The sequence below is a fragment of the Martelella sp. HB161492 genome (genome assembly GCF_013184775.1).
Taxonomy (GTDB): domain Bacteria; phylum Pseudomonadota; class Alphaproteobacteria; order Rhizobiales; family Rhizobiaceae; genus Martelella.
The window spans coordinates 341,048-363,446 of the sequence record NZ_JAATVV010000003.1; the positions used below are offsets into that span (position 1 = coordinate 341,048).

Genomic DNA, 22,399 nt, shown 5'->3' on the forward strand with positions numbered 1-22,399 from the left:
GAAAGTAAAAGTGCGGTGCGGTCCGGGCGCAATCGGCCCTCTGTCGCATCCTGCCCGCCTGGCGGGTCTGCATGAACCGGATGAATGTCCATGGATTTTGACAGGTCGACCTTTGCGAATGGTTTGCCCGGCGGCGTGCGCGAGCGCGACGCGGGAGAGCCTGATCCGTCAGTCGCACCGCAAGCCGGACGAGAAGGCGATCGTGCAGGTGATGCCGATGGTCTGTTTGATCAGGCGGTCTTTGACCTGATCGCGCAGGCGAAACGCAGCCATGCTGAGACAGATGCAGCTTCCGGCATGCCGGCTGAGGACGACGCGGTGGCGGATGAAGCGCCGCAGGACATTGATCCGCCGAGCCTGCCGCGAATCGTGCCGCCCGGGGCCAAGCTGCCGGCGCGGGGCACGGTCGTTTTCGTTCTGACGTCGCTTGTCTTTCATTCGATGCTTCTGGCCATGGCACTGAATATCGTGCGCGCCATTCCCGAAGCGCCGGCGGAAGAGGGCAGCATTTCCGTCAGCGTTGTCATGCTGGGTGACGGCAATGTCGATGCCGCGGCTGCCGGCGGCAAGGACGAGATCATCAATCCCGTCGAAGTCGAGGCCACGCCGGTCGAGACGACAGAGATTGCGCCTGAAAGCGAGCCGGAACCCGTTACCCCGGCTGAAACGACAGCGCCGGATCTGCCGGTTACCCCTGAGCCGCCAGCGCTTTCGCCCGTCACGCCGCAGCCTGTCTTGCCGGAGACAGCTAAGCCTGCACCGCCGCCGCCTGAGCCGGTGACAGAAGACGCCGTTGCCGCCCTGCCGGTTGCCGAACCGGTGGCGGTCCCGGTTGAAGCCGCAGAACCGGCCCCGCTTTCGCCGGACGTGCCCGATATTCTTGCCGTTGCGCCAATTGCCACGCCATCTCAAGATACGGTGGCCCCGTCGGCGCCGCCTCCGCCTGATGTGGCTGAGGCCGAAGCTTCCGCGCCAGCGCCGGCCGAACCGGTTGAGGCGGCTGCGCTCAAGCCCGTTCAGCCGGAAACGCCGGAGGAGATCAAGGCTGAGGTCCCCGACGAGGCCCCGACAGCTGACGCCCTGCCGCCACCTGAAGCGACACCAACACCGACACCATCGCCGCACAAGAGTGCAGCCGTGCCGAAAAAGCCGGCCGACAGGCCTGCCAAATCTGCGCCGAAGCCAAAGCCGAAAACCACAAGCCACGGCAATGAAGGCCAGTCAGCCACCGATGCACGCCGTGGTGTCGCCAGTGGTGAGGAAAATGCCCGGGCCGCTGATGCGGCACGGAAGAGTGCCGAAGCCTCCGGTGCGGGGCAGGCGTCACGGACGAACTACGAAGGCAAGATCCAGAGGCGGCTTGCCCGCGCCATCTCGCCATCACGTTACTATTCCAGGATATCCGAGCGGCTCAAGGTCACCGTTACGCTGCGTATTGTGCTGGACCGTTCCGGCCGCGTCGGCAGTATCCGGCTGACGCGCGGTTCCGGCAACAGCGAGGTCGATGGTATCGTGCTCGAGCGCGCCGGACGGGCAGGGCCATTTCCGCCTTTCCCCGCTGGTGCCTATTCCGAAAACAGCAAGGGTTTTTCCATGTCAGTCAATCTGGATCTCAGACGCTGACCTGAGCATGCCCTGCCAATCTGAAGACGGAGCATGCCATGTTGTTGGAACTTCACCACATTCAGCTCGCCATGCCGGAAGGGCGGGAACAGGACGCCCGCGCATTTTACTGCGATATTCTCGGGCTGAAAGCGGTCGAGAAGCCCGAAGAGCTGCGCCATCGCGGCGGGTGCTGGTTTGAAAGTGGCCAGTGTCGCATCCATCTCGGCGTAGAAACCCCTTTTCGTCCGGCGAAAAAGGCGCATCCGGCGTTCAGGGTTCGCGCGCTTGCGCAGATCAAGGCACGGTTGCGTGACTGTCAGATCGGCTTTGCCAGCGATATCGACCTTCCCGGCATCCGGCGTATCTATATCGCCGATCCCTTCGGCAACCGGATTGAATTGCTGGAAGTGATCGAGGGCTGAGTGCTGGATCATCGGGCGCTGAATCTTAAGTGCCCGATGATCCAGCTTTTTCTAATTCCGCATCGGGTTTCCGAAAAACCGGGAACCACTTTTCGCCCGATGCGCTAGACGGGCGGAATTCGTCCGTGCGCCGGCTCAGGCGCCATTGCCGAGCGTGCGGGAAATGCCCTGAATCGCCGGCTGGTAGGTCGGGTCAAGGCTCTTGGCCTTCTGGTAATAGCTGGCCGCCTTCTGCAGATCGCCCTGGCGTTCGTAGATCAGGCCGACATTGGCCCAGCTCTCGGCAACCGTCTGGTCAAGTGAAAGCGCCTTGTCGAAATTGGCCTTGGCATTGGCATCGTCGTTCAGCGCCAGATAGGAAACGCCGCGACCATTATAGGGCTGCGGGGATTTCGGCGACAGCGAGATGGCAATGGTGAAATCGGCGATGGCCTGTTCCTGCTGGCCGCGCTTCTGTTCGATCAGGCCGCGATTGTGATAGGCGCGGGGATCGGTGGTATTGAGGTCGATGGCGCGGGAGAAATCGGCAAAGGCATCATTGTCCTGCCCGGCCTCGCGGTAGAGATTGCCGCGGCCGATATAGGCAACGTCATAATTCGGATTGATCTGAAGCGCCTTGTTATAGTCGTTCAGTGCGTCGACCTGCCTGCCCATGCTGCGCTCGATGAGCGCGCGGTTGGCATAGGCCTGATAATATTGCGGGTTCAGCTTGATGGCCTGGTTGAAGTCATCCATGGCGCGACGGGTATCGCCAGCGCGGCCATAGGCGGAGCCGCGGACATTGTAGCCTTCAGGATTGTTCGGATCACTGGAGATGACGGCTGAAAGCGAGGCGATGTTCTGCTGCGAGCCCTGAGTCGAATCAATGGCGATGACATTGTCGTTCATCGTGGCGGACTGGCAGGAGGCCAGGAGCGCCGCGACGCCGATGATCAGAACGCTCTGCGCCAGCTTGAACCGGTTGCTGCTATTGTGCCTGATCATTACTGCTGTCATCTCGATATCTCTTGGATCTGTGGTTGAAGTGCCCGTTCATGCAAACCGAAGATGATTCACGGCATGAATCGCGCAGCGTGAACCAAGCAATAGCAAAGAAAAAGGCGGGGGCAAGACGCTCCCGCCGAATCGACAATCAACTGTGTTGCCCGGCAACACTTAGCGCGAAATCAGGCCTTCGCGAATGGCGCGCTTGCGAGCCAGCTTGCGGACGCGGCGAATGGCTTCTGCCTTTTCACGGGCGCGCTTCTGCGACGGCTTTTCATAGTAATCGCGCATCTTCATTTCGCGGAAGATACCCTCGCGCTGCATTTTCTTCTTGAGAGCGCGGAGAGCCTGATCAACGTTATTGTCGCGGACAAGTACTTGCACGTGTATCCCGATCCTTTGGTTTGGTGTGCCCGCGTTCAGCATCAGCCGCAGCTTCGGGCGTCAAATATCATCACGCAAGGGCCCATGTCCTTGCAACTGGCGCCGCGAATATCAGATCATGACGTGTCTGTCCAGTCTTCCAGGCTCCGGATCGCCGAAGAATCAGGGGGAAGGCGCCTTTTTCTTGTCGCCGGCGGGATTCCAGCCGAGGTCAAGGGGGGAACTCCCGGATTGCGTGACCGGCTGGACCCCAACTGGGCGATTGTGTCGCATGGCTGAGCTGCCAATGTCAAAGACGGGTTGCAAAAGCGTCGCAAAAAGACCGTTGCGCCGTCTTTGGATTTGCTTTCTCTTGAAAAGAAAGGACCTCCTTATCGGGTCCCGCACAGACGGAGACGAGCATATGCGCAAATATTCGGTTTTCGCACTGGCGCGCGAGGCAATGCGTTCTCACAGGGGCTGGGAAAAGCACTGGGCCTCGCCGGAGCCGAAGTCCGAATATGATGTCATCATCATTGGCGGCGGCGGCCATGGTCTGGGCGCTGCCTACTATCTCGCCAAGGAACATGGAATCACCAATGTCGCGGTGATCGAGAAAGGCTGGATCGGCGGCGGCAATTCGGGCCGCAACACGACGATTGTCCGTTCAAACTATCTCTATCCGGAAAGCATGGACATTTTCGAGCATTCGATGAAGCTCTGGGAAGGGCTGTCGCTCGATCTCAACTACAATGTCATGTATTCGCCGCGCGGCGTGCTGATGCTGTCGCATAACCAGCATGACCGCCAGTCCTTCATGCGTCATGTCCATGTCAACCGGCTCTATGGCATTGATAATGAGTGGCTCAGCCCCGAGCAGGCCAAGGCCTTCTGTCCGCCGCTCGATATTTCCGCCGGCGCCCGTTATCCCATCAATGGTGCTGCACTGCAGCGACGGGGCGGGACGGCGCGCCATGATGCCGTGGTCTGGGGCTATGGCCGCGCAGCGTCTGATCGCGGTGTCCACATCATCCAGAACTGCGAGGTTACCGGGATCCGTCGCGGTGCCGACGGCGCTGTGACCGGCGTCGAAACCTCGCGCGGCTTTATCGGCGCGAAGAAGATCGGCGTTTCTGCGTCGGGTCATAATTCGGTGGTCATGGCGATGGCCGATGTCCGCCTGCCGCTGGAAAGCCAGCCGCTGCAGGCGCTGGTGTCCGAGCCGCTGAAACCGATTTTCCCCTGTGTTGTCATGTCGAACACGGTCCATGCCTATATCTCGCAGTCAGACAAGGGCGAACTGGTGATCGGCGCGGGCACGGATCAGTATAATTCCTATTCCCAGACCGGCGGTTTGCAGATCATCACCCACACGCTGGATGCGATCTGCGAGCTGTTCCCGATCTTCCGCCGGGTCAAGATGATGCGCCAGTGGGGTGGCATCACCGACAATACACCCGACCGCTCCCCGATCCAGAGCGTGACACCGGTACCGGGACTTTTCGTCAATTGCGGCTGGGGCACGGGCGGTTTCAAGGCGACGCCGGGGTCTGCCCATCTCTTCGCCCATCTGATCGCGCGCAGTGCACCACATCCCCTTGCTGCAGGATTGACCCTTGAGCGCTATAATAGCGGCCGTCTGATTGACGAAGCGGCGGCAGCTGCCGTTGCGCATTGAGGGAGGAAGCAATGCTCTGGAGTGTCAACAAGAAGGCTGAGACAAGTGCCGGCAACGTGGTGTGGGGATCGGCAGGCAGCGGCCCGCCGCTGGTGCTGGCCCATGGCTGGCCGTGGTCGTCATTCATATGGCACCGCGTGCTGCTGTCGCTGAGCCATGGCTATAGCGTCTACTGGTACGACATGCCGGGTTATGGCCGGTCCGAGAAGAAAGAGGGGCAGGCCACCGGGATCGACGTTCAGGCAAAAGTCTTTGCCGAAATGCTTGCAATCTGGGACATAGACAGGCCAACGGTCTGGGCACATGACCTGAGCGGGGCAGTTGCGCTGCGCGCGCATCTTCTTGATGGTGTCGCATTCACCAATCTGATCTTGATGAACTGTGTCGCGCTCAGCCCATGGGGCTCGGAGTTTTTCGATCATGTCGGGCGTCATCTGGATGCTTTCCGGCCGCTGCCGCATCACATCCATGCGGCGATCGTCGAGGCCTATATCCGCTCGGCGCTGGTCGGCGAGATCGCCGAGACCGACCTGCATGAGCTGGTTCTGCCGTGGATGTCGCCGGAAGGGCAGGTGAGCTTCTACAATCAGTTTGCCGAAGCCGATCAGGCGCTGACCCGTGCCTTCGAGCCGAAACTTGGCGATATTGACTGCCCGGTCACGCTGATCTGGGGTGAGAAGGATCCGTGGATCCCGCTGGAGCGCGGCAGGGCGCTGGCCGCCAAGATCGGCGTGCCGCTGCATCATCTGCCGGATGCCGGCCATCTGCCGCCGCTTGAGGCACCCCGCGAACTTCTCGATGCCCTGATTGCAATCCCCGATACGCTGCCCGAACTCAAGGGAATGTAGAATGCTGCTGATCCATTGCCCCTATTGTGAAGAAGAAAGAAGCGAACTGGAATTTGCCGCTGCCGGCGAAGCCCATATTGCGAGGCCGGAGATGATTGCGGAGGTCTCCGACAGCGCGTTTGCGGACTACTTTTTCATGCGGACCAACCCGAAGGGGCTGCATTTCGAGCGCTGGCGCCATCGCCATGGATGCGGCCGCTTCTTCAATGCCGTGCGTGACACGGTGAGCGACCGTATCCTGCTGACCTACAAGGCGGGCGAGCCGAAACCGGATCTGGCGGCATTTCAGCTTGAGGAGAAAAAGGCATGAGCGGGGCGTTTCGCATTGCCGGCAAGGGTCGGCTGACGCCGGCAAAAACCGCGCGCTTTTCCTTTGATGACAAGCATTATACGGCGCTTGCGGGGGATACGCTGGCCTCTGCGCTGCTGGCCCACGGCGTTCATCTGGTCGGCCGCTCCTATAAATATCATCGTCCGCGTGGTTTTCTGACGGCAGGTCCGGAAGAGCCGAACGCGCTGTTCGACATTTCCCGTGATGGCGCGCGCCGTCAGCCCAATGTTCGCGGAACGGTGCAGGAGGTCTTTGATGGCATGGTCGCCGGTTCGCAGAATCGCTGGCCGTCACTGTCCTTCGATGTCGGCGCGGTGAATGACTATCTGTCGCCTTTCTTCATCGCCGGCTTCTACTACAAGACGTTCATGTGGCCGCGCATTGCCTGGCACAAGCTTTACGAACCGGTGATCCGTCACGCCGCCGGTCTTGGCGTCGCGCCGAAGGAGGAGGACCCGGACAGCTATGCCAACCGCTTCGCCCATTGCGATGTGCTGGTGGTCGGTGCCGGTCTTGCCGGGCTCACGGCGGCGCTGTCGGCGGCGGCCACCGGTGCCGATGTCATCCTTTGCGATGAACAGGCGGAAGCCGGTGGTGCCTTCCATTTCGACACCTCGACCCTGGTCGATGGCAAGCCAGGCTATGAATGGGCACAGGAAAAGGCAGCAGAACTTGCGGCCATGCCCAATGTCCGGCTGATGACCCGCACGACCGCTTTCGGCTATTACAACCATAATTTTGTCGCGCTCACCGAGCGTCTGACCGATCACCTTCCAAACGAGAAGGCAACGGGCCCGCGCGAGCGGTTGTGGCAGGTCAGAGCGGGCAAGGTGATCCTTGCAACCGGCATGATCGAGCGGCCGATGGTTTTCGGCGAAAATGACCGGCCGGGCATCATGCTGTCATCGGCGGCGCGCACTTATCTCAATCACTTCGGCGTTGCGATCGGCCGGCGGGTCGGCGTCTATACCGCCCATGACAGCGCCTATGACACTGCTTTCGATCTGAAGCGCGCCGGTGTCGACGTGGCAGCGATCATCGACAGCCGGGCTGCACCGGGCGACGGCCTGCTTGCCGAGGCCGCATCCCTCGGCATCGAAGTGTTGACCGAGCATGGTGTTGTCGGCACGAAGGGACGTTTGCGCGTCTCGTCGATCACCGTGCGCGCGCCGGGCAGCAGCAGAACGCGCGATATCCGCGTCGATGCCCTTGTTACATCGGCAGGCTGGACGCCGTCGGTTCATCTGTTCTCGCAATCACGTGGCAAACTGGCATTCGATGCGGACAATCAGCGTTTCTTGCCCAATCTCCACGTGCAGAATTCCGTTTCGGTCGGTGCCTGCAACGGGACCGACGCGCTTGGGGCGCTGATCGCCGAATCGGTCGCGGCCGGCGGTGGCGACCTGTCGGTGACGGCTGAGGCCGCCCATGTCTGGACCGGCGGTATGCTGGGCGCAGCAGACGGCGCAGGGCCGGACGATCATGTGAAGGCCTTTATCGACTATCAGCATGACGTCTGCGCCAAGGATATCCGCCAGGCGGTGCATGAGGGCATGGCTTCGATCGAGCATATCAAGCGCTTCACCACCAATGGCATGGCATCCGATCAGGGCAAGCTTTCCAATATGCACGGCCTTGCAATCGCCGCGGAGATGCTGGACCGGCCGATCCCGCAGGTGGGGCTCACCACCTTCCGTCAGCCGTTCACGCCAGTCACCTTCGGGACGCTGATCAATCATTCGCGCGGCGATCTGTTTGATCCGGCGCGCAAGACGGCGATCCATGACTGGGCAGAAGCGCAAGGGGCTGCCTTCGAAGATGTCGGCAACTGGAAGCGCGCCTGGTATTTTCCGCGCGCCGGCGAAACCCAGCACCAGGCGGTCGATCGCGAATGCACCACGGTGCGCAGCACCGCCGGCATTTTCGACGCCTCCACGCTTGGCAAGATCGAAGTGGCCGGTCCCGATGCCGAAACCTTCATGAATCTTCTCTATTCCAACGCCTGGTCGACGCTGAAGCCCGGCAAGTGCCGTTATGGCCTGATGCTGCGCGAGGACGGCTTCATCTATGATGATGGCGTTGTCGGCCGGATCGGGCCGGACCGGTTCCACGTCACGACGACGACCGGTGGTGCACCACGCGTGCTCAATCATATGGAGGATTATCTCCAGACCGAGTTCCCGCATCTGAAAGTCTGGCTGACCTCGACGACCGAGCAATGGGCGGTGATCGCCGTTCAGGGCCCGAAGGCCCGCGAGATCATTCAGCCCTTTGTCGAGGGGGTCGATATTGCCGCCGAAGCCTTCCCGCATATGAGCATTGCCGAATGCCGCTTTGCCGGTTTGCCAGCGCGGCTGTTCCGTGTTTCCTTCACCGGGGAGCTCGGCTACGAAATCAATGTGCCCGCCGATTACGGGCTTTCCGTGTGGAAGGCAGTGCATGAGCGGGTTGTCGCCGTCGGCGGCTGTGCCTATGGCACCGAGACCATGCATGTGCTCAGAGCGGAGAAGGGCTACATCATCGTCGGTCAGGATACCGATGGCACGGTGACGCCGTTTGACGCCGGTCTTGGCTGGGCAGTCTCGAAGAAGAAGGCCGATTTCGTCGGTATTCGCGGGCTTAAGCGCCCTGATCTGGTGAAACCGGACCGCAAACAGCTTGTCGGGCTGAAGCCACGCAATCCGAAGACGGTTCTGGAAGAGGGCGCGCATCTGGTCGCCGATCCTGGCGCCAGCCCGGCAAAACCGCTCGGCCATGTCACCTCGTCCTACTGGTCGGAAAACTGCGGCTCCGGCATCGCCATGGCGCTGATTGAAGGCGGGCACAGCCGGATCGGCGAAACACTCCATGTCGCCATGCCGGATGGGCCCATCGCCGTCGAGATCTGCGACACGATATTCTATGACAGGGAAGGGATCCGCATCCATGGCTGATCTTGGTGAAATGGACCGCGACGTCGTCCTTGAAGACATGGTTGGCGGCTCAAAGGTTGCGCGGCTGTCGGTGGCCAAACCGGCCAGCCGGATTTCGCTGCGCGCGGGCTCCGAGGCCATTGATGCGCTGTCTCAGGCGCTCGGCCTGACGCTTCCGGTCTCACCCGGCGGCTCGTCGCTTGCCGGTGCGCGGACTGCCTTCTGGCTCGGACCGGATGAATGGCTGCTGATCGATACGGATGCGGCGGATCTGGCCGGTCTCTGTGCGTCGGTCGTTGCCGCCCATGCCGCCGTTGATATCGCGCATCGCAACGCTGCCATTCTTCTGGATGGGCCGGGCGCGGCGGCGGCCCTTGCCTTTGCCTGCCCGATCGACCTGCGCGATCACGCCTTTCCGGTGGGGAAGGTCACCCGCACGGTTCTTGGCAAGGCAGAGATCGTGCTCTACCGGGCGGGCACGGAGCGTTATCACGTGGAGTGCTGGCGATCCTTTGCGCCTTATGTTTTTGCGCTTCTCGATGAAGGCGCCCGGGATGCCGCACGCGTCTGATCAGGCGTTTGCAGGGCGCGCTTCGGCCGGAAACTGGATGAGTGTGATCCAGTCGGCCGTGAGTGCCGGCTTGCGCTCATTTTCGATCTCGACCGTCACGCCATAGCCGATCGACAGAAGCTCAGCGCCGCGAAACCGTGCTTCACGCAGCATGAAATGACCGCGCACGCGCGCGCCGGATTTGACCGGAGCCATGAAGCGGACCTTGTCGAAACCGAAATTGATACCCATGGTCTGTTCGCGCACGCGCGGCACGCAGTCGAAATTCATGGCCGAAAGCAGCGACAGGGTCAGGAAGCCATGGGCGATGGTCCCGCCAAAGGGCGTTTCCGCGCTGGCCCGTTCCGGATCGGTGTGGATGAACTGGTGGTCGAGCGTCGCATCGGCGAACGTGTCTATCATCGATTGATCGACGGTGAACCACCGCGACACACCGACTTCCTGCCCGACAAGGCCTCTGACCTCGGCAAGCGAAATTTCCTTGGGCATGTCAGTCCTTCACGTGCAATAGCGGCGCTGTTTTGCCGGGTTACTCTGGATTTAGCGCCGTTTGCGCATCGATCGCATTCAGTTCTTCCGCATAAAACGATACGGATCGTGGTTCAAGAGCGATCTCGATGGAATTCCCGGCTTCATTGAGCAGGAGATGCCAGCCGTGATCGTCGATAACGGGGAGATCGAAGGCCATTCTTTCGTAAGAGCGGTTAATCAGTACGGCGAGACGTGTCTTGTGGCCGCTCTTGCGATCGATGGTGTGCAGCACCATGCTCAGGCAATCGCAGTCCGGGTTCTCCCAGTCGGCTATTTCCATTGGCCGTCCATCCGGACGCAGCCATTCGACATCCTTCTGACTGAAGAAATCGACCTCGGAAAAGACCGAAAAACGCTTGCGCAATGCACTCAGCATGGCGGTATGCTGGATCAGCGACCGGTCGAACCGGTCCCAGTCAAGCCAGGTGATCTCATTATCCTGGCAATAGGCATTGTTGTTGCCACCCTGGCTGTGGCCGGCCTCGTCACCGGCCTTCAGCATGATGGCGCCGCGGGAGATGAACAGGCTTGAAAGCAGGGCTTTCACGTCCTGAAGCCGCCTTTCATTGACGATCGGATTATCGGTCTCGCCTTCGATACCGTTGTTCCATGAATGGTTCTCATCATGGCCATCGCGGTTATGCTCGCCATTGGCGCCATTATGCTTGTGGGCATAGGCGGTGACATCGCTGAGCGTGAAACCGTCATGGGCAGCGATGAAGTTGACGGAGCGCGTTGCCTTGGCACCGTGATGGGAAAAGAGGTGTGACGATCCGGCCAGCGCGTCGGCAAGCCTGCCGGTCATGCCGCCATCGCCGCGCCAGAAGCTGCGGATATCATCGCGCGCCCGGTCGTTCCATTCCAGGAAGGGGGCCGGGAAATGGCCGACCTGATAGCCGCCGGGGCCAATATCCCAGGGTTCGGCGATCATCAGATGATCCTTGAGTACCGGATCGCTGAGAATGGCCATCAGCGTTTCGGAATTGGTTTCGAATCCGGTCGCCTTGCGTCCAAGGATTGGCGCCAGATCGAAGCGGAAGCCATCAACGCCGCCGGACTGAACGAAGAAGCAGAGACTGTCGATGATCAGCTGGCGCACTACCGGATGATCACAGGCCACCGTGTTGCCGCAGCCTGTGTCATTGATCAGAACCGAGCGGTCATCATCGGCGTGCCGGTAGTAGGTTGCGTTATCAATGCCGCGCAGCGAAAGCGTGCCGCCGAACTGATCACTCTCACCGGTATGGTTGAAGACGAGATCGAGAATGACGCCGATGCCGGCGGAATGAAGCGCCTCGCAGGCAGCGCGCAGTTCGGCAATGCCGCCGGGGCAGATTTCGGGGTCGAGCGCCATGAACGTGACCGGGTTGTAGCCCCAGGCATTGGTGAGCTCGAGAGGGCCGAGATGGCGCTCGTCAATCCATGCCGTGACGGGCATCAGCTCGATGGCATCGACACCGAGTTCCTGCAGGTGCCGGACGATGGCCGGATGGCCGAGAGCGGCCACCGTGCCGCGGACATTTTCAGGCACGTGGCGGTTCAGCTGTGTCAGGGCCTTGACGTTTGCCTCGTAGATCAGGCCACCGGTCGGGAACGGAATATGGGTTTCACAGACCGGCAGGTCTTCGACAACGATCGCGCGCGGTGTGATACTGGCCGTATCGACACCAAGCTCACCGAGCGACTGATCAAACCGGTAGGGGCGGTCGATTGCCCTGGCATAGGGGTCGACCAGAAGCTTGGAGGAATCAAACCAGCTCCCCTTCATCGGCTCATAGCGGCCGAAGGCGCGATAGCCATAGCGGGCGCCGGGTTTCACACCTTGGACGAAGAGGTGAAACAGGTTCTGCTCCCCACGCGCCATGGGCAGGCGCCGGGTTTCAAGCGCACCGCCTTCATCAAACAGCACCAGCTCGATGCCATTTGCCGTTTCCGAATACACGGAAAACGTGACGCCCTGATCGGTGATCCGGACGCCTGGTTTTTCAAGCGATGTCGTCATCATCTCCTGCTCAGGTGATCACGGTCGGAGCATCCCGGCCGGTCCTCTCGGCAATCGCGGCAATATGTTCGGCATAGGCGATCAGCTCAGCCAGTGTTTCCTGCGTGTCGGCGCTGTGCTTGGCCGGATCAGGCTCGTAATGCTCGAGATAGACGCGCAAGGTTGCACCCGATGTGCCGGTTCCTGACAGGCGGAAGACGACGCGCGATCCGCTTTCAAACATGATCCGTACGCCCTGGTTCCGGCTGACAGAGCCGTCGACCGGATCGTGATAGGCGAAATCATCGGCTTTGGCCACTGTCAGTGCGTTGAAGCTGCTGCCGGGCAGGGTTGCAAGCTTCGCCCGCAGCGTATCCATCAGCGCGTTGGCAGCCTCGGTTTCAATGCCTTCATAATCATGGCGGGAGTAGTAGTTGCGGCCATATTCGGCCCAGTGACCGGTGACGATGGCAAGTGCCGGTTCGGCGCGCACCGCCAGAATGTTGAGCCATAGCAGCACCGCCCAGAGCCCGTCCTTTTCGCGGACATGGTTCGATCCGGTGCCGAAGCTTTCCTCGCCGCAAAGCGTTGCCTTGCCGGCATCGAGCAGGTTGCCGAAGAATTTCCAGCCGGTCGGGGTTTCATAGGCGCCGATGCCGAGCTTCTCGGCGACGCGGTCGGCCGCCTGGCTGGTCGGCATCGAACGGGCGATACCGGCTAGCCCGGTCTTGTAGGCCGGGGCCAGATGGGCATTGGCGGCGAGAATGGCAAGGCTGTCCGACGGCGTGACGAATATGCCCTTGCCGACCACCATGTTGCGGTCTCCGTCGCCATCCGAGGCGGCGCCGAAATCAGGGCCGTCAGCGCTCATGACCTCGTCGTAAAGGTCCTTGGCATGGACGAGATTCGGGTCCGGGTGGTGGCCGCCGAAATCTTCCAGCGGGACAAAATGGCGTACCGATCCTTCCGGCGCGCCGAGGCGGTTCTCGATGATTTCCTTGGCATAGGGGCCGGTGACGGCGCTCATCGCGTCGAAGGCGATGCGGAAGCCGCCGGCTATCATGCTGCGGATGGCGTCGAAATCGAACAGTTCCTCCATCAGCGCGGCATAGTCCGCAACCGGGTCGAAAACCTCAACCGCCATGCCCTCGACATCATAGGTGCCGATTACATCCAGCGGCAGGTCCGGCGTCTCGGCGATCTTGTAGCTTGCGATGGATTTGGAGCAGGCAAAGATCGCGTCGGTGATCTTTTCCGGTGCCGGGCCGCCATTGCCGGTATTGTACTTGATCCCGAAATCTTCCTCCGGCCCGCCGGGATTATGGCTGGCGGACAGGATGATACCGCCGAAAGCGCCGTATTTGCGGATCATGTTCGAGGCGGCCGGCGTCGACAATATGCCGCCCTGTCCAACCATGACCTTGCCGAAACCATTGGCCGAGGCCATGCGGATCGCCGTCTGGATGACCGTGCGGTTGAGATAGCGGCCGTCGCCGCCGATCACCAGCATCTTGCCTTCGAACCCTTCAAGCGAATCGAAGATCGACTGAATGAAGTTCTCCGCATAATGCGGCTGGGCGAAAACCGGAACTTTCTTGCGCAGGCCCGATGTGCCGGGCTTCTGGTCTGCAAAGGGGGTGGTCGAAACGGTCTTGGTCATGGTTCAAGTCGCCATAGGCTTGAGTTGGGAATAAAGGTCAAAATAGAGTGCTGCACTGGCATCCCAGGAGACATCCGACTTCATGCCCTGTTTCTGGATCTGGCTCCAGACCTTCTTTTCTGAATAGAGCCTGATTGTTCTGCGAATCGCACGGATCAGCGTTCCCGTTTCCACCGGGGCGAAGACGACACCCGTTGCCACATTGGCCGAAAGCGCTGCCGGATTGGCGTCAATCACTGTATCAGCCAGACCGCCGGTGCGCGCGACAACCGGCACGCAGCCATAGCGCAGGCCGTAAAGCTGTGTCAGGCCGCAGGGCTCGAAACGTGACGGGATGACGATTGCATCCGCGCCAGCCTGCAGCATATGCGACAGTTTCTCGTCATAGCCGATGATCACGCCGACCCGTCCGGGATGACGGCGCACCGCCTCCAGAAAGGCTTGCTCCAGATGATGTTCGCCGGTACCAAGCACCGCAAGCTTGCCGCCGAGTGCCACCAGTTCGTCAATCGCTTCGGCCAGCAGATCCATGCCCTTCTGCCAGGTCAGACGCGACACGACGCAGAATATCGGTGCATCGTCATTGTCGAGCCCGAATCGTTCGCCGACGATCTCGCGGTTCTTCACGCGCTGGCGCAGCTTTGCGGCATTATAAGGCTTGACGATCGTATCGTCGGTCTCCGGGTCCCATACATCCGTGTCGATGCCGTTGACAATGCCGCTTACCGTATCCGAGCGTACGGAGATGAGGCCTTCGAGCCCCATGCCATATTGCGGCGTCTGGATCTCCTCGGCATAGGTCGGGCTGACGGTTGTAACAGCCCAGGCCGATTGCAGTCCGCCCTTGAGGAAGCCGACCGAACCGTAATATTCGACCCCATCCACCGCCATGGCATGCGCCGGCAATTGCAGATAGGGGAAGATCGTCGCATCGAACTGGCCCTGAAACGCGATGTTGTGGATGGTGAGGACGGACGGTTTTTCCGGCACGTCGGAATAGCGCATATAGATCGGCACCATCGCCGCCTGCCAGTCATGCACATGGACGACATCGGGTGACCAGTCACCAAGCACACCTTCCGCGACCATGGCGGCCGCTTTGGAAAAAGCGGCAAAACGGCGCCAGTTGTCGGAATAGCCTTCACCGCTCGAGGAATTATACGGATTGCCGAAGCGGCTGAAATAGGCAGGTGCATCAACCACCAGAAGATCAAGGCCGGCATGGTGGGCAGCAAAGATCTTTGCCGGTTCTCCGAGAAGATTTGGGATTTCCAGGCAGGGTTCCGTCGCATCGATCGCCTTCATCACGGCCGGATAACCGGGAATGATGGTTCGGGTTTCAACGCCAAAGCCGGTCAATGCCAGAGGCAGTGCACCGACCACATCAGCAAGGCCGCCGGTCTTGATAAGCGGATAGATCTCCGAGGCGACGGAAAGTACCTTCATGTCTTCACTTTTCCAGTTTGTCGATCATCGTCTGCGTAATCAGGCAGATGCCGTTATCCGTCCGCCTGAAGCGCTTGGAGTCGAGTTCGGGATCCTCGCCGACGACCAGGCCTTCCGGAATCTGGACGCCGTGATCAATCACCACATTCTTGAGCCGGGCATGCCGCCCGATGTGAACGTGCGGAAGGATGACGGCGCCTTCAAGGCGGGAATAGGAATTGGCCCTGACGCCGGTGAACAGCAGGCTCTTGTAGAGCTGGGAACCTGAAATGATGCAGTCGCCGGACACAACGGAAGAAATCGCCGAGCCGCGGCGGTTCTCATCATCATGAACGAATTTCGCTGGTGGCGTGATTTCCGAATAGGTCCAGATCGGCCAGGATTTGTCATAAATATCGAGTTCCGGAACGATCGCCGTCAGATCGATATTGGCCTGCCAATAGGCATCCACCGTTCCGACATCGCGCCAGTAGGACTGTTTTTCCTGGCTGGAGCGCACGCAGGATTTTGAAAAGCGGTGGGCGATCGCCTTGCCGTGCTTGACGATATAGGGAACGATATCCTTGCCGAAATCGCGGCTTGATGTCGGATCGGCGGCATCGCGGTGCAGGCACTCCGCCAGGAAGCTGGTCTTGAAGACGTAGATGCCCATCGAGGCAAGCGACATGTCTTCATTGCCGGGAATGCCGGGCGGATCGGCGGGTTTCTCGACGAAATCGACGATCAGGTCATTTTCGTCGACATGCATCACGCCGAAGCCGCGGGCCTCTTCGCGCGGCACTTCCAGGCAGCCGATGGTGATGTCCGCGCCCTCATCGACATGCTGGCGCAGCATCAGCTCGTAATCCATCTTGTAGACGTGGTCGCCGGCCAGAATGATCATATATTCGGGGCCGTAGGATTCGATGATGTCCAGGTTCTGGTAGACGGCGTCGGCCGTGCCCTCATACCACTGTGTCTCGGACACGCGCTGCGAGGCTGGCAGGACATCGAAGCTTTCATTGCGCTCGGGGCGGAAGAAGTTCCAGCCGAGATGCAGGTGACGGATCAGCGAATGCGCCTTGTACTGGGTCGCGACGCCGATGCGGCGGATGCCGGAATTGAGTGCATTCGAAAGCGCAAAATCGATGATCCGTGCCTTGCCACCGAAATAAACGGCGGGTTTGGCGCGCGTATCGGTCAGTTCCTTCAGCCGGCTGCCGCGGCCGCCTGCGAGGACGTAGGCCATCGCGTCACGGGCCAGTGGGTGACTATGTCGGTTGTTCATTCCATCCTCCCGCATCTTATTCTGGTTCAAGCATGATTGTCGCTAGCGGCGGCAGTGTCACACTTGCGGTAATGGCACCATCACCGTTGACATCAGCGCGGACGCGCCCGCCATTGCCCTTGCCGCTGCCGCCGTAGATTTCTGCATCGGTATTGAGAATCTCACGCCAGAAACCTGCCTTGGGGAGCGGAACATTGTAGAAATCACGCACCACCGGCGTGAAATTGCAGATCACGATGACCGGCTTTTCGCCGGGTGCTTTGCGCTGCCAGGCGAAGACGGAATTCTCGTGATCATCAACGATCAGCCATTCAAAGCCTTCCGGCTCACAGTCGCGGGCATGCAGTGCCGGTTTGGCCCGGTAGGTGAAGTTGAGGTCACGCACCAGCCGCCTGACACCTTCATGCATCGGATATTGCAGCAGGTTCCAGTCGAGCGAACGCGCTTCGCTCCATTCGCTCCATTGGGCAAATTCCTGCCCCATGAACAGCAGCTTCTTGCCCGGATAGCCCCACATGAAAGCGTAATAGGCCCGCAGATTGGCGAATTTCTGCCAGTCATCGCCAGCCATCTTGGCAATCAGCGAGCCCTTTCCATGCACCACTTCGTCATGCGAAAGCGGCAGCACGAAGTTTTCGGTAAAGGCATAGAGAAGGCCAAAGGTGATTTCGGTGTGATGGTGACGACGATGGATCGGTTCGCGCGCCAGATAGGACAGGGTGTCATGCATGAACCCCATATTCCACTTGAAGCCGAAACCGAGACCGCCTTCATGCACGGGCTGTGAGACCTTGGGCCAAGCAGTCGATTCCTCGGCGATCGTCATCATCTCCGGGTGTTGCCCGTATACCGCCTTGTTGGTTTCCTGCAGGAAACGCACGGCGCCGAGATTTTCATTGCCGCCATATTCATTCGGCACCCATTCGCCATGCTTTCGCGAATAGTCGAGATAGAGCATCGAGGCCACCGCATCGACGCGCAATCCGTCGACGTGGAATATTTCGCCCCAGTAAAGCGCGTTGTTGAGCAGGAAGGAGGCGACCTCCGTACGGCCGAAATTATAGATGGCCGTGTGCCAGTCCGGATGGTAGCCCTGGCGCGGGTCTGCATGCTCGTAAAGAGCCGTGCCGTCGAACTGCCGCAACCCGTGTTCATCGGTCGGAAAATGCGCGGGCACCCAGTCAAGGATGACGCCGATGCCCACCTTGTGGCAGCCGTTGACAAAGCGGGCAAGGCCTTCGGGTTCGCCGAAGCGCGCTGTCGGCGCATAGAGCCCGGTGGTCTGATAACCCCAGGAGGGGTCATAGGGATATTCGGAAACGGGCAGGAATTCGATATGGGTGAAGCCCATGTCGGCACAATAGGGGATCAGCCGGTCGCCCAGCTCGTCCCAGGTGAGGAACGAGCCGTCGTCGCCGCGCTGCCAGGAACCCGGATGCACCTCGTAGATCGCCATGGGCTGCCGACGCTTGTCGGTCGTGCCCCAATGTTTGCGGTGTGCGGCATCATCCCATTTCTGCTTCAGTTCCGGCGCCGTGATCGACGCGGTCTTCGGCCGCAATTCACTGCGTCTTGCGAAGGGATCAGCCTTCAGGGGCTGCACATTGCCGTTAGGGCCGATGATCTCGAACTTATAGGCCGAGCCATCCATGACATCGGGTGCGAAGGTTTCCCAAACACCGGAATCCCGCCTGAGCCGCATCATGTGACGCCGGCCGTCCCAGTTGTTGAAATCGCCGACGACGGAAACGCGTTTGGCGTTGGGGGCCCAGACGGCGAAGTGATAGCCGGCGACACCCTGATGCACCATGGGGCGGGCGCCGAGCTTGTCGAACAGCCTCAGATGCGAGCCTTCACGAACGAAATAATCGTCCATCGGACCGAGAACCGGCCAGAAGCTGTAGGGGTCGGTGACAGTCCATTCGACATCCGCACGTGTGGCGCGGTAGCGAACCGGGACAAAGCTGTTGAGGGAGACAGGACCGGCAAAGAAGCCGGCCGGATCGAGACATTTCAGGCTCCCAAGCGGGGTGCCGTCGAGGCTGAACGCCTCGACTTTTTCCGCACCGGGAATGAAACAGCGCGCGACGTGGCCGCCGCCTGCTGTCTGCTGGATGCCAAGGACTGCGAAGGGGTCCCAATGTGTGGCATCAAGAATTCTGTCGATGTCCTCCCGCGACGGGGTGTCGCCCCGCTCCTTGTCCGGACCTTTTGATTCCGGCTTTTTCATCAAGCTCTCCAGATCTCCCGTGCATATTCCCGGATCGTACGATCCGACGAGAACCAGCCCATGCGGGCGGTGTTGCGTATGGCCTTGGTGTTCCAGGCCGCCTTATCCGTCCAGATCGCGTCCACCTCGCGCTGGGCTGCCGCATAGGCATCAAAATCGGCTGCGACCATGAACCAGTCGTGATCATATAGACCGCCGATCAGGTCCTTGTAACGATCTGGATCATCATGCGAGAAAACCCCTGAGGCGATCGCGTTCAGCGCCTGGGATAGTTCGCGCGAACCTTCGATGATCTCGCGCGGGTTATGCCCCTCGGCCCTGACCTTGTCGACTTCCGCCGCGGTCATGCCGAAGATGACGATGTTTTCGGCGCCGATCCAGTCACGCATCTCGACATTCGCGCCGTCCAGCGTGCCGATCGTCAGCGCGCCGTTCAGGGCGAATTTCATGTTGCCGGTGCCGGATGCCTCCATGCCGGCGGTCGAAATCTGTTCCGAAAGGTCAGCCGCCGGGATCATCACCTCGGCAGTGGAGACGTTGTAGTTCGGAATGAAGACGACCTTCAGCAGGCCACGCACCGATGGATCATTGTTGATCACGCGGGCGACATCATTGGCCAGCTTGATGATCAGCTTGGCATTGTGATAGCTCGGCGCGGCCTTGCCGGCGAAGAGCTTGACCCGCGGAACCCAGTCCATTTCCGGATGGGAGCGGATCTGATCATAAAGCGCGACAGCCTCGATGATGTTCAGCAGCTGGCGCTTATATTCGTGGATGCGCTTGATCTGGATATCGAACATCGCAGAGGGGTCGATCCGCGTACCAAGCCGTCTGCCGATTTCGCCGGCCAGAACCACCTTGTTTTCACGTTTGATGGCGGCGAATTTCTCCTGGAAACTCGAATCCTCCGCAAGATTGTTGAGGTCCTGCAGCCGTTCCAGGTCATCCAGGAACCCGTCACCGATCGCATCACGGATAAGGGCGGTGAGCTTCGGATTGCACTCGTTCAGCCAGCGCCGCGGGGTGATGCCATTGGTCTTGTTGTTGATCCGGTCCGGGTAAAGGCGATGCAGATTGTAGAACACCGTTTCCTTCATCAGATCGGTATGCAGCGCTGAAACGCCATTGACCGAATGCGAGCCGAGAAAGGCGAGATTGCCCATGCGCACGCGGCGCTCACCACCCTCATCGATCAGTGAGATCGAGCGGATCGCGTCATCGGCAGCGCTGCTCTCTTTGCGGGCCTTGAGCAGTATCTTGGCGTTGATGGCATAGACGAGCTGCATCAGGCGCGGGAACAGCCGTTCGAACAGCGGAACCGGCCAGCTTTCCAGCGCTTCCGGCAGGAGCGTGTGGTTGGTGTAGGCGAAGGTCTTGGTCGTCAGATCCCAGGCCGTGTCAAATTCGACGTCATATTTGTCGATCAGAAGCCGCATCATCTCAACGACGGCAATCGAGGGATGGGTGTCGTTCAGATGGATCGCCACCTTTTCCGGCAGCAGCATGATATCCTTGAACTGCTCGATGTGGCGGCGCAGCACGTCCTGCAACGAAGCGGACGAGAAGAAATATTCCTGGCGCAGGCGCAGTTCCTGTCCGGCGGGATTGGCGTCTGCCGGATAGAGGACGCGCGTCAGGGTTTCCGCCTTGGTGCTCTCCTGCAATGCGCCGATATGATCACCGGCATTGAACTTGTCGAGCAGGATCGGGTCGATCGCCTTGGCTGACCAGAGGCGCAGCGTGTTGATGCGCTTGGCGCGCCAGCCGACGACCGGCGTGTCATAGGCTTCAGCCAGCATGCGCTCGGCAGGCTTCCAGACATATTTCGGTTCGTCGCCACCATTCTCGATGATCTGAACCGTGCCGCCGAAATTGATTTCATAGGCGGCTTCGCGGCGGTGGAATTCCCAGGGGTTGCGATGTGCAAGCCAGGTTTCCGGCAGTTCGACCTGCCAGCCATCGGCGATTTCCTGTCGGAAAAGGCCGTTAACATAGCGAATGCCATAGCCGTAAGCGGGTACATCGACCGTGGCGAGGCTTTCCATGAAGCAGGCCGCCAGACGGCCGAGGCCGCCATTGCCGAGCGCGGCATCAGGTTCCAGCTTGGCAATTTCGACCAGCGAGACATTCAGATGCTCGAGCGCTTCATTGATCTGCTCGACCATCTCCATATTGGAGATCGCGTCACGCAGAAGGCGGCCGATCAGGAATTCGAGCGAGAGGTAGTAAACGCGCTTGGCGCCGGTGTCATAGGCCTGCCGGGTGGATTCCATCCACTTGTCGACGATGCGGTCGCGCACGGTCAGGCTGATGGCGCGGAGCCAGTCATGGGGCTCGGCAACGATCGTGTCCTTGCCGACAGTATAGGTTAGCTTTTCGAGAATATCCGCCGCGAGCTTCTTGGAATCAAAGGAGCGTGGCGTGGGAAGCGGCAGGTCGGGATTTGTCACTTGGCTCATTGTAGGGATCCGTCAATGAATAGCGATAAAGTAAAGAATGATCAGCCGGTTAGGACTGAGCCACCTGTCATGCGCGTCTTATGAGGCACAGTTTATGCACTGATGTGACGCAGTTGCAATAAAGCCGCGTGCAACAAGACAAATTAATTTTGACGATTGGAAGACAAGAACAGTTTTGCATGCAGTCCGACTTGTATGTAAGTCGCGGCTTTATGGCCTATTCCGCCGCTACAGGCACGACGTCAACGGCCTGGGTGGCCTGGTGTTCGCCATAGGTCTTGAGCACGCCGACCACCGGCGCGACATCGGAATAATCGCGGCCATAGCCGACAACGATATGATCGCTGCTGACCGTAATGTCGTTGGTCGGGTCGAATTCGATCCATCCCAGCCGCTCGCCGCACCAGACCCTGACCCAGGCATGCATGGCGTCCGCCCCTTCAAGCCGGGGCTTTCCGGGCGGCGGGATGGTTCTGAGATAGCCGGACACATAGCCCGCCGGAATGCCGAGACCGCGCAGGGCGCAGATCATCACATGCGAGAAATCCTGGCAGACGCCGCCCTTCAGCATGAAGGCTTCTGCGGGCGAGCTGTCGACCGTCGTTGCTTCCGGATCATATTTGAAATCGCGGTGGATCAGGCTGCATATTTCCCGGGCGATGTGGAACACGGTCATGTCCCGTTCGCTCAGGACCTGATGTCCATAGGCAACGATCTGCCGGTCAAAAGGGATACGCGGGCTGGGGGAGAGGAAGTGGTGCGGCGAATCCGCGCTCAAGGAAAGTGCGCGGCCATATTCCTCCCTGAGCACGGCGCGCGGCGGCGCATATTCGACGATCGGGCTCGGTGGTTCCACCGCAACGCGCGCCTTCATCATGATGGTGAAGCTTTCATGCGGCGGCGCAACAAGGGTGGAGATTGCAGGGTGGCCGAAGAAATCGACAAAGCCGTGCTCTTCGTCGGGCCGGGGATCGAAATTCACGCTGCCGGCGATCAGCCGCTGGTGCTTCGTGCCGGAAAGCGGCATGACGCGCGTGATGTGACGCGCCAGCGAGGCTGGCGTGTCATATGTATATTCCATCTTCAGTGACAGGTCGTAGAGCATGAATTC

At 60.2% G+C, this 22,399-nt stretch carries 17 protein-coding genes; 7 read left to right on the plus strand and 10 right to left on the minus strand.

Annotation, left to right across the window (positions count from 1 at the left end):
- The first annotated feature begins 90 nt into the window (after positions 1 to 90).
- Entirely contained in the window at positions 91 to 1,623 is a 1,533-nt protein-coding gene (locus HCK86_RS07325) for a TonB family protein (RefSeq protein WP_176083795.1), read from the plus strand.
- 38 nt (positions 1,624 to 1,661) lie between these two features.
- The gene (locus HCK86_RS07330; RefSeq protein WP_176083796.1) at positions 1,662 to 2,027 is read left to right on the plus strand and encodes a VOC family protein; all 366 of its coding nucleotides are present in this window, start codon (positions 1,662 to 1,664) and stop codon (positions 2,025 to 2,027) included.
- Positions 2,028 to 2,162: 135 nt separating this feature from the next.
- On the opposite strand, the gene HCK86_RS07335 is transcribed toward HCK86_RS07330, so the two are convergent.
- Together HCK86_RS07335 and rpsU are read right to left on the minus strand one after the other, a co-directional pair.
- On the minus strand, positions 2,163 to 3,023 hold the full coding sequence (locus HCK86_RS07335; RefSeq protein WP_176083797.1) for a tetratricopeptide repeat protein: 861 nt from the start codon (positions 3,021 to 3,023) through the stop codon (positions 2,163 to 2,165).
- 159 nt (positions 3,024 to 3,182) lie between these two features.
- A complete protein-coding gene (rpsU, locus tag HCK86_RS07340; RefSeq protein ID WP_141149114.1) occupies positions 3,183 to 3,395 on the minus strand; it encodes a 30S ribosomal protein S21 in 213 nt (70 codons plus the stop codon).
- A gap of 403 nt (positions 3,396 to 3,798) precedes the next feature.
- Here rpsU and HCK86_RS07345 point away from each other — a divergent pair, with 403 nt between their 5' ends.
- Genes HCK86_RS07345 through HCK86_RS07365 form a run of 5 tightly spaced genes read left to right on the plus strand, consistent with a single transcriptional unit; the run spans position 3,799 to position 9,714 of the window.
- Positions 3,799 to 5,052: a sarcosine oxidase subunit beta family protein gene (locus tag HCK86_RS07345; RefSeq protein ID WP_176083798.1), complete on the plus strand. Its 1,254-nt coding sequence runs from the start codon at positions 3,799 to 3,801 to the stop codon at positions 5,050 to 5,052.
- Between the two features lie 11 nt (positions 5,053 to 5,063).
- The gene (locus HCK86_RS07350) at positions 5,064 to 5,900 is read left to right on the plus strand and encodes an alpha/beta hydrolase (RefSeq protein ID WP_176083799.1); all 837 of its coding nucleotides are present in this window, start codon (positions 5,064 to 5,066) and stop codon (positions 5,898 to 5,900) included.
- 1 nt (position 5,901) lies between these two features.
- Positions 5,902 to 6,210, plus strand: coding sequence for a sarcosine oxidase subunit delta (locus HCK86_RS07355; RefSeq protein ID WP_176083800.1), 309 nt, complete (start codon positions 5,902 to 5,904; stop codon positions 6,208 to 6,210).
- Entirely contained in the window at positions 6,207 to 9,164 is a 2,958-nt protein-coding gene (locus HCK86_RS07360) for a sarcosine oxidase subunit alpha (RefSeq protein WP_176083801.1), read from the plus strand. Before HCK86_RS07355 ends, HCK86_RS07360 begins: the two co-directional genes overlap by 4 nt.
- The gene (locus tag HCK86_RS07365; protein WP_176083802.1) at positions 9,157 to 9,714 is read left to right on the plus strand and encodes a sarcosine oxidase subunit gamma family protein; all 558 of its coding nucleotides are present in this window, start codon (positions 9,157 to 9,159) and stop codon (positions 9,712 to 9,714) included. The genes HCK86_RS07360 and HCK86_RS07365 overlap by 8 nt, the downstream gene beginning before the upstream one ends.
- On the opposite strand, the gene HCK86_RS07370 is transcribed toward HCK86_RS07365, so the two are convergent.
- The 8 genes from HCK86_RS07370 to HCK86_RS07405 all read right to left on the minus strand — a co-directional run bounded on the left by HCK86_RS07370 (position 9,715) and on the right by HCK86_RS07405 (position 22,393).
- Positions 9,715 to 10,203, minus strand: a complete 489-nt coding sequence (locus HCK86_RS07370) for a MaoC family dehydratase (protein WP_176083803.1) — start codon at positions 10,201 to 10,203, stop codon at positions 9,715 to 9,717.
- A 40-nt stretch (positions 10,204 to 10,243) separates the two neighbouring features.
- On the minus strand, positions 10,244 to 12,250 hold the full coding sequence (gene glgX, locus HCK86_RS07375; protein ID WP_176083804.1) for a glycogen debranching protein GlgX: 2,007 nt from the start codon (positions 12,248 to 12,250) through the stop codon (positions 10,244 to 10,246).
- A 7-nt stretch (positions 12,251 to 12,257) separates the two neighbouring features.
- Positions 12,258 to 13,886: an alpha-D-glucose phosphate-specific phosphoglucomutase gene (locus HCK86_RS07380; RefSeq protein WP_176083805.1), complete on the minus strand. Its 1,629-nt coding sequence runs from the start codon at positions 13,884 to 13,886 to the stop codon at positions 12,258 to 12,260.
- A 3-nt stretch (positions 13,887 to 13,889) separates the two neighbouring features.
- Positions 13,890 to 15,332 (minus strand): glycogen synthase GlgA, encoded by a 1,443-nt coding sequence (gene glgA / locus HCK86_RS07385; protein WP_176083806.1) that lies wholly within the window; start codon positions 15,330 to 15,332, stop codon positions 13,890 to 13,892.
- A gap of 4 nt (positions 15,333 to 15,336) precedes the next feature.
- Complete coding sequence (glgC, locus tag HCK86_RS07390; protein ID WP_176083807.1) at positions 15,337 to 16,599, minus strand: glucose-1-phosphate adenylyltransferase; 1,263 nt, start codon at positions 16,597 to 16,599, stop codon at positions 15,337 to 15,339.
- Between the two features lie 16 nt (positions 16,600 to 16,615).
- On the minus strand, positions 16,616 to 18,829 hold the full coding sequence (gene glgB, locus HCK86_RS07395; RefSeq protein WP_176083808.1) for a 1,4-alpha-glucan branching protein GlgB: 2,214 nt from the start codon (positions 18,827 to 18,829) through the stop codon (positions 16,616 to 16,618).
- A complete protein-coding gene (locus HCK86_RS07400) occupies positions 18,829 to 21,288 on the minus strand; it encodes a glycogen/starch/alpha-glucan phosphorylase (protein WP_176083809.1) in 2,460 nt (819 codons plus the stop codon). The genes glgB and HCK86_RS07400 overlap by 1 nt, the downstream gene beginning before the upstream one ends.
- 217 nt (positions 21,289 to 21,505) lie before the next feature.
- On the minus strand, positions 21,506 to 22,393 hold the full coding sequence (locus HCK86_RS07405) for a transglutaminase family protein (protein ID WP_176083810.1): 888 nt from the start codon (positions 22,391 to 22,393) through the stop codon (positions 21,506 to 21,508).
- Positions 22,394 to 22,399 lie beyond the last annotated feature (6 nt).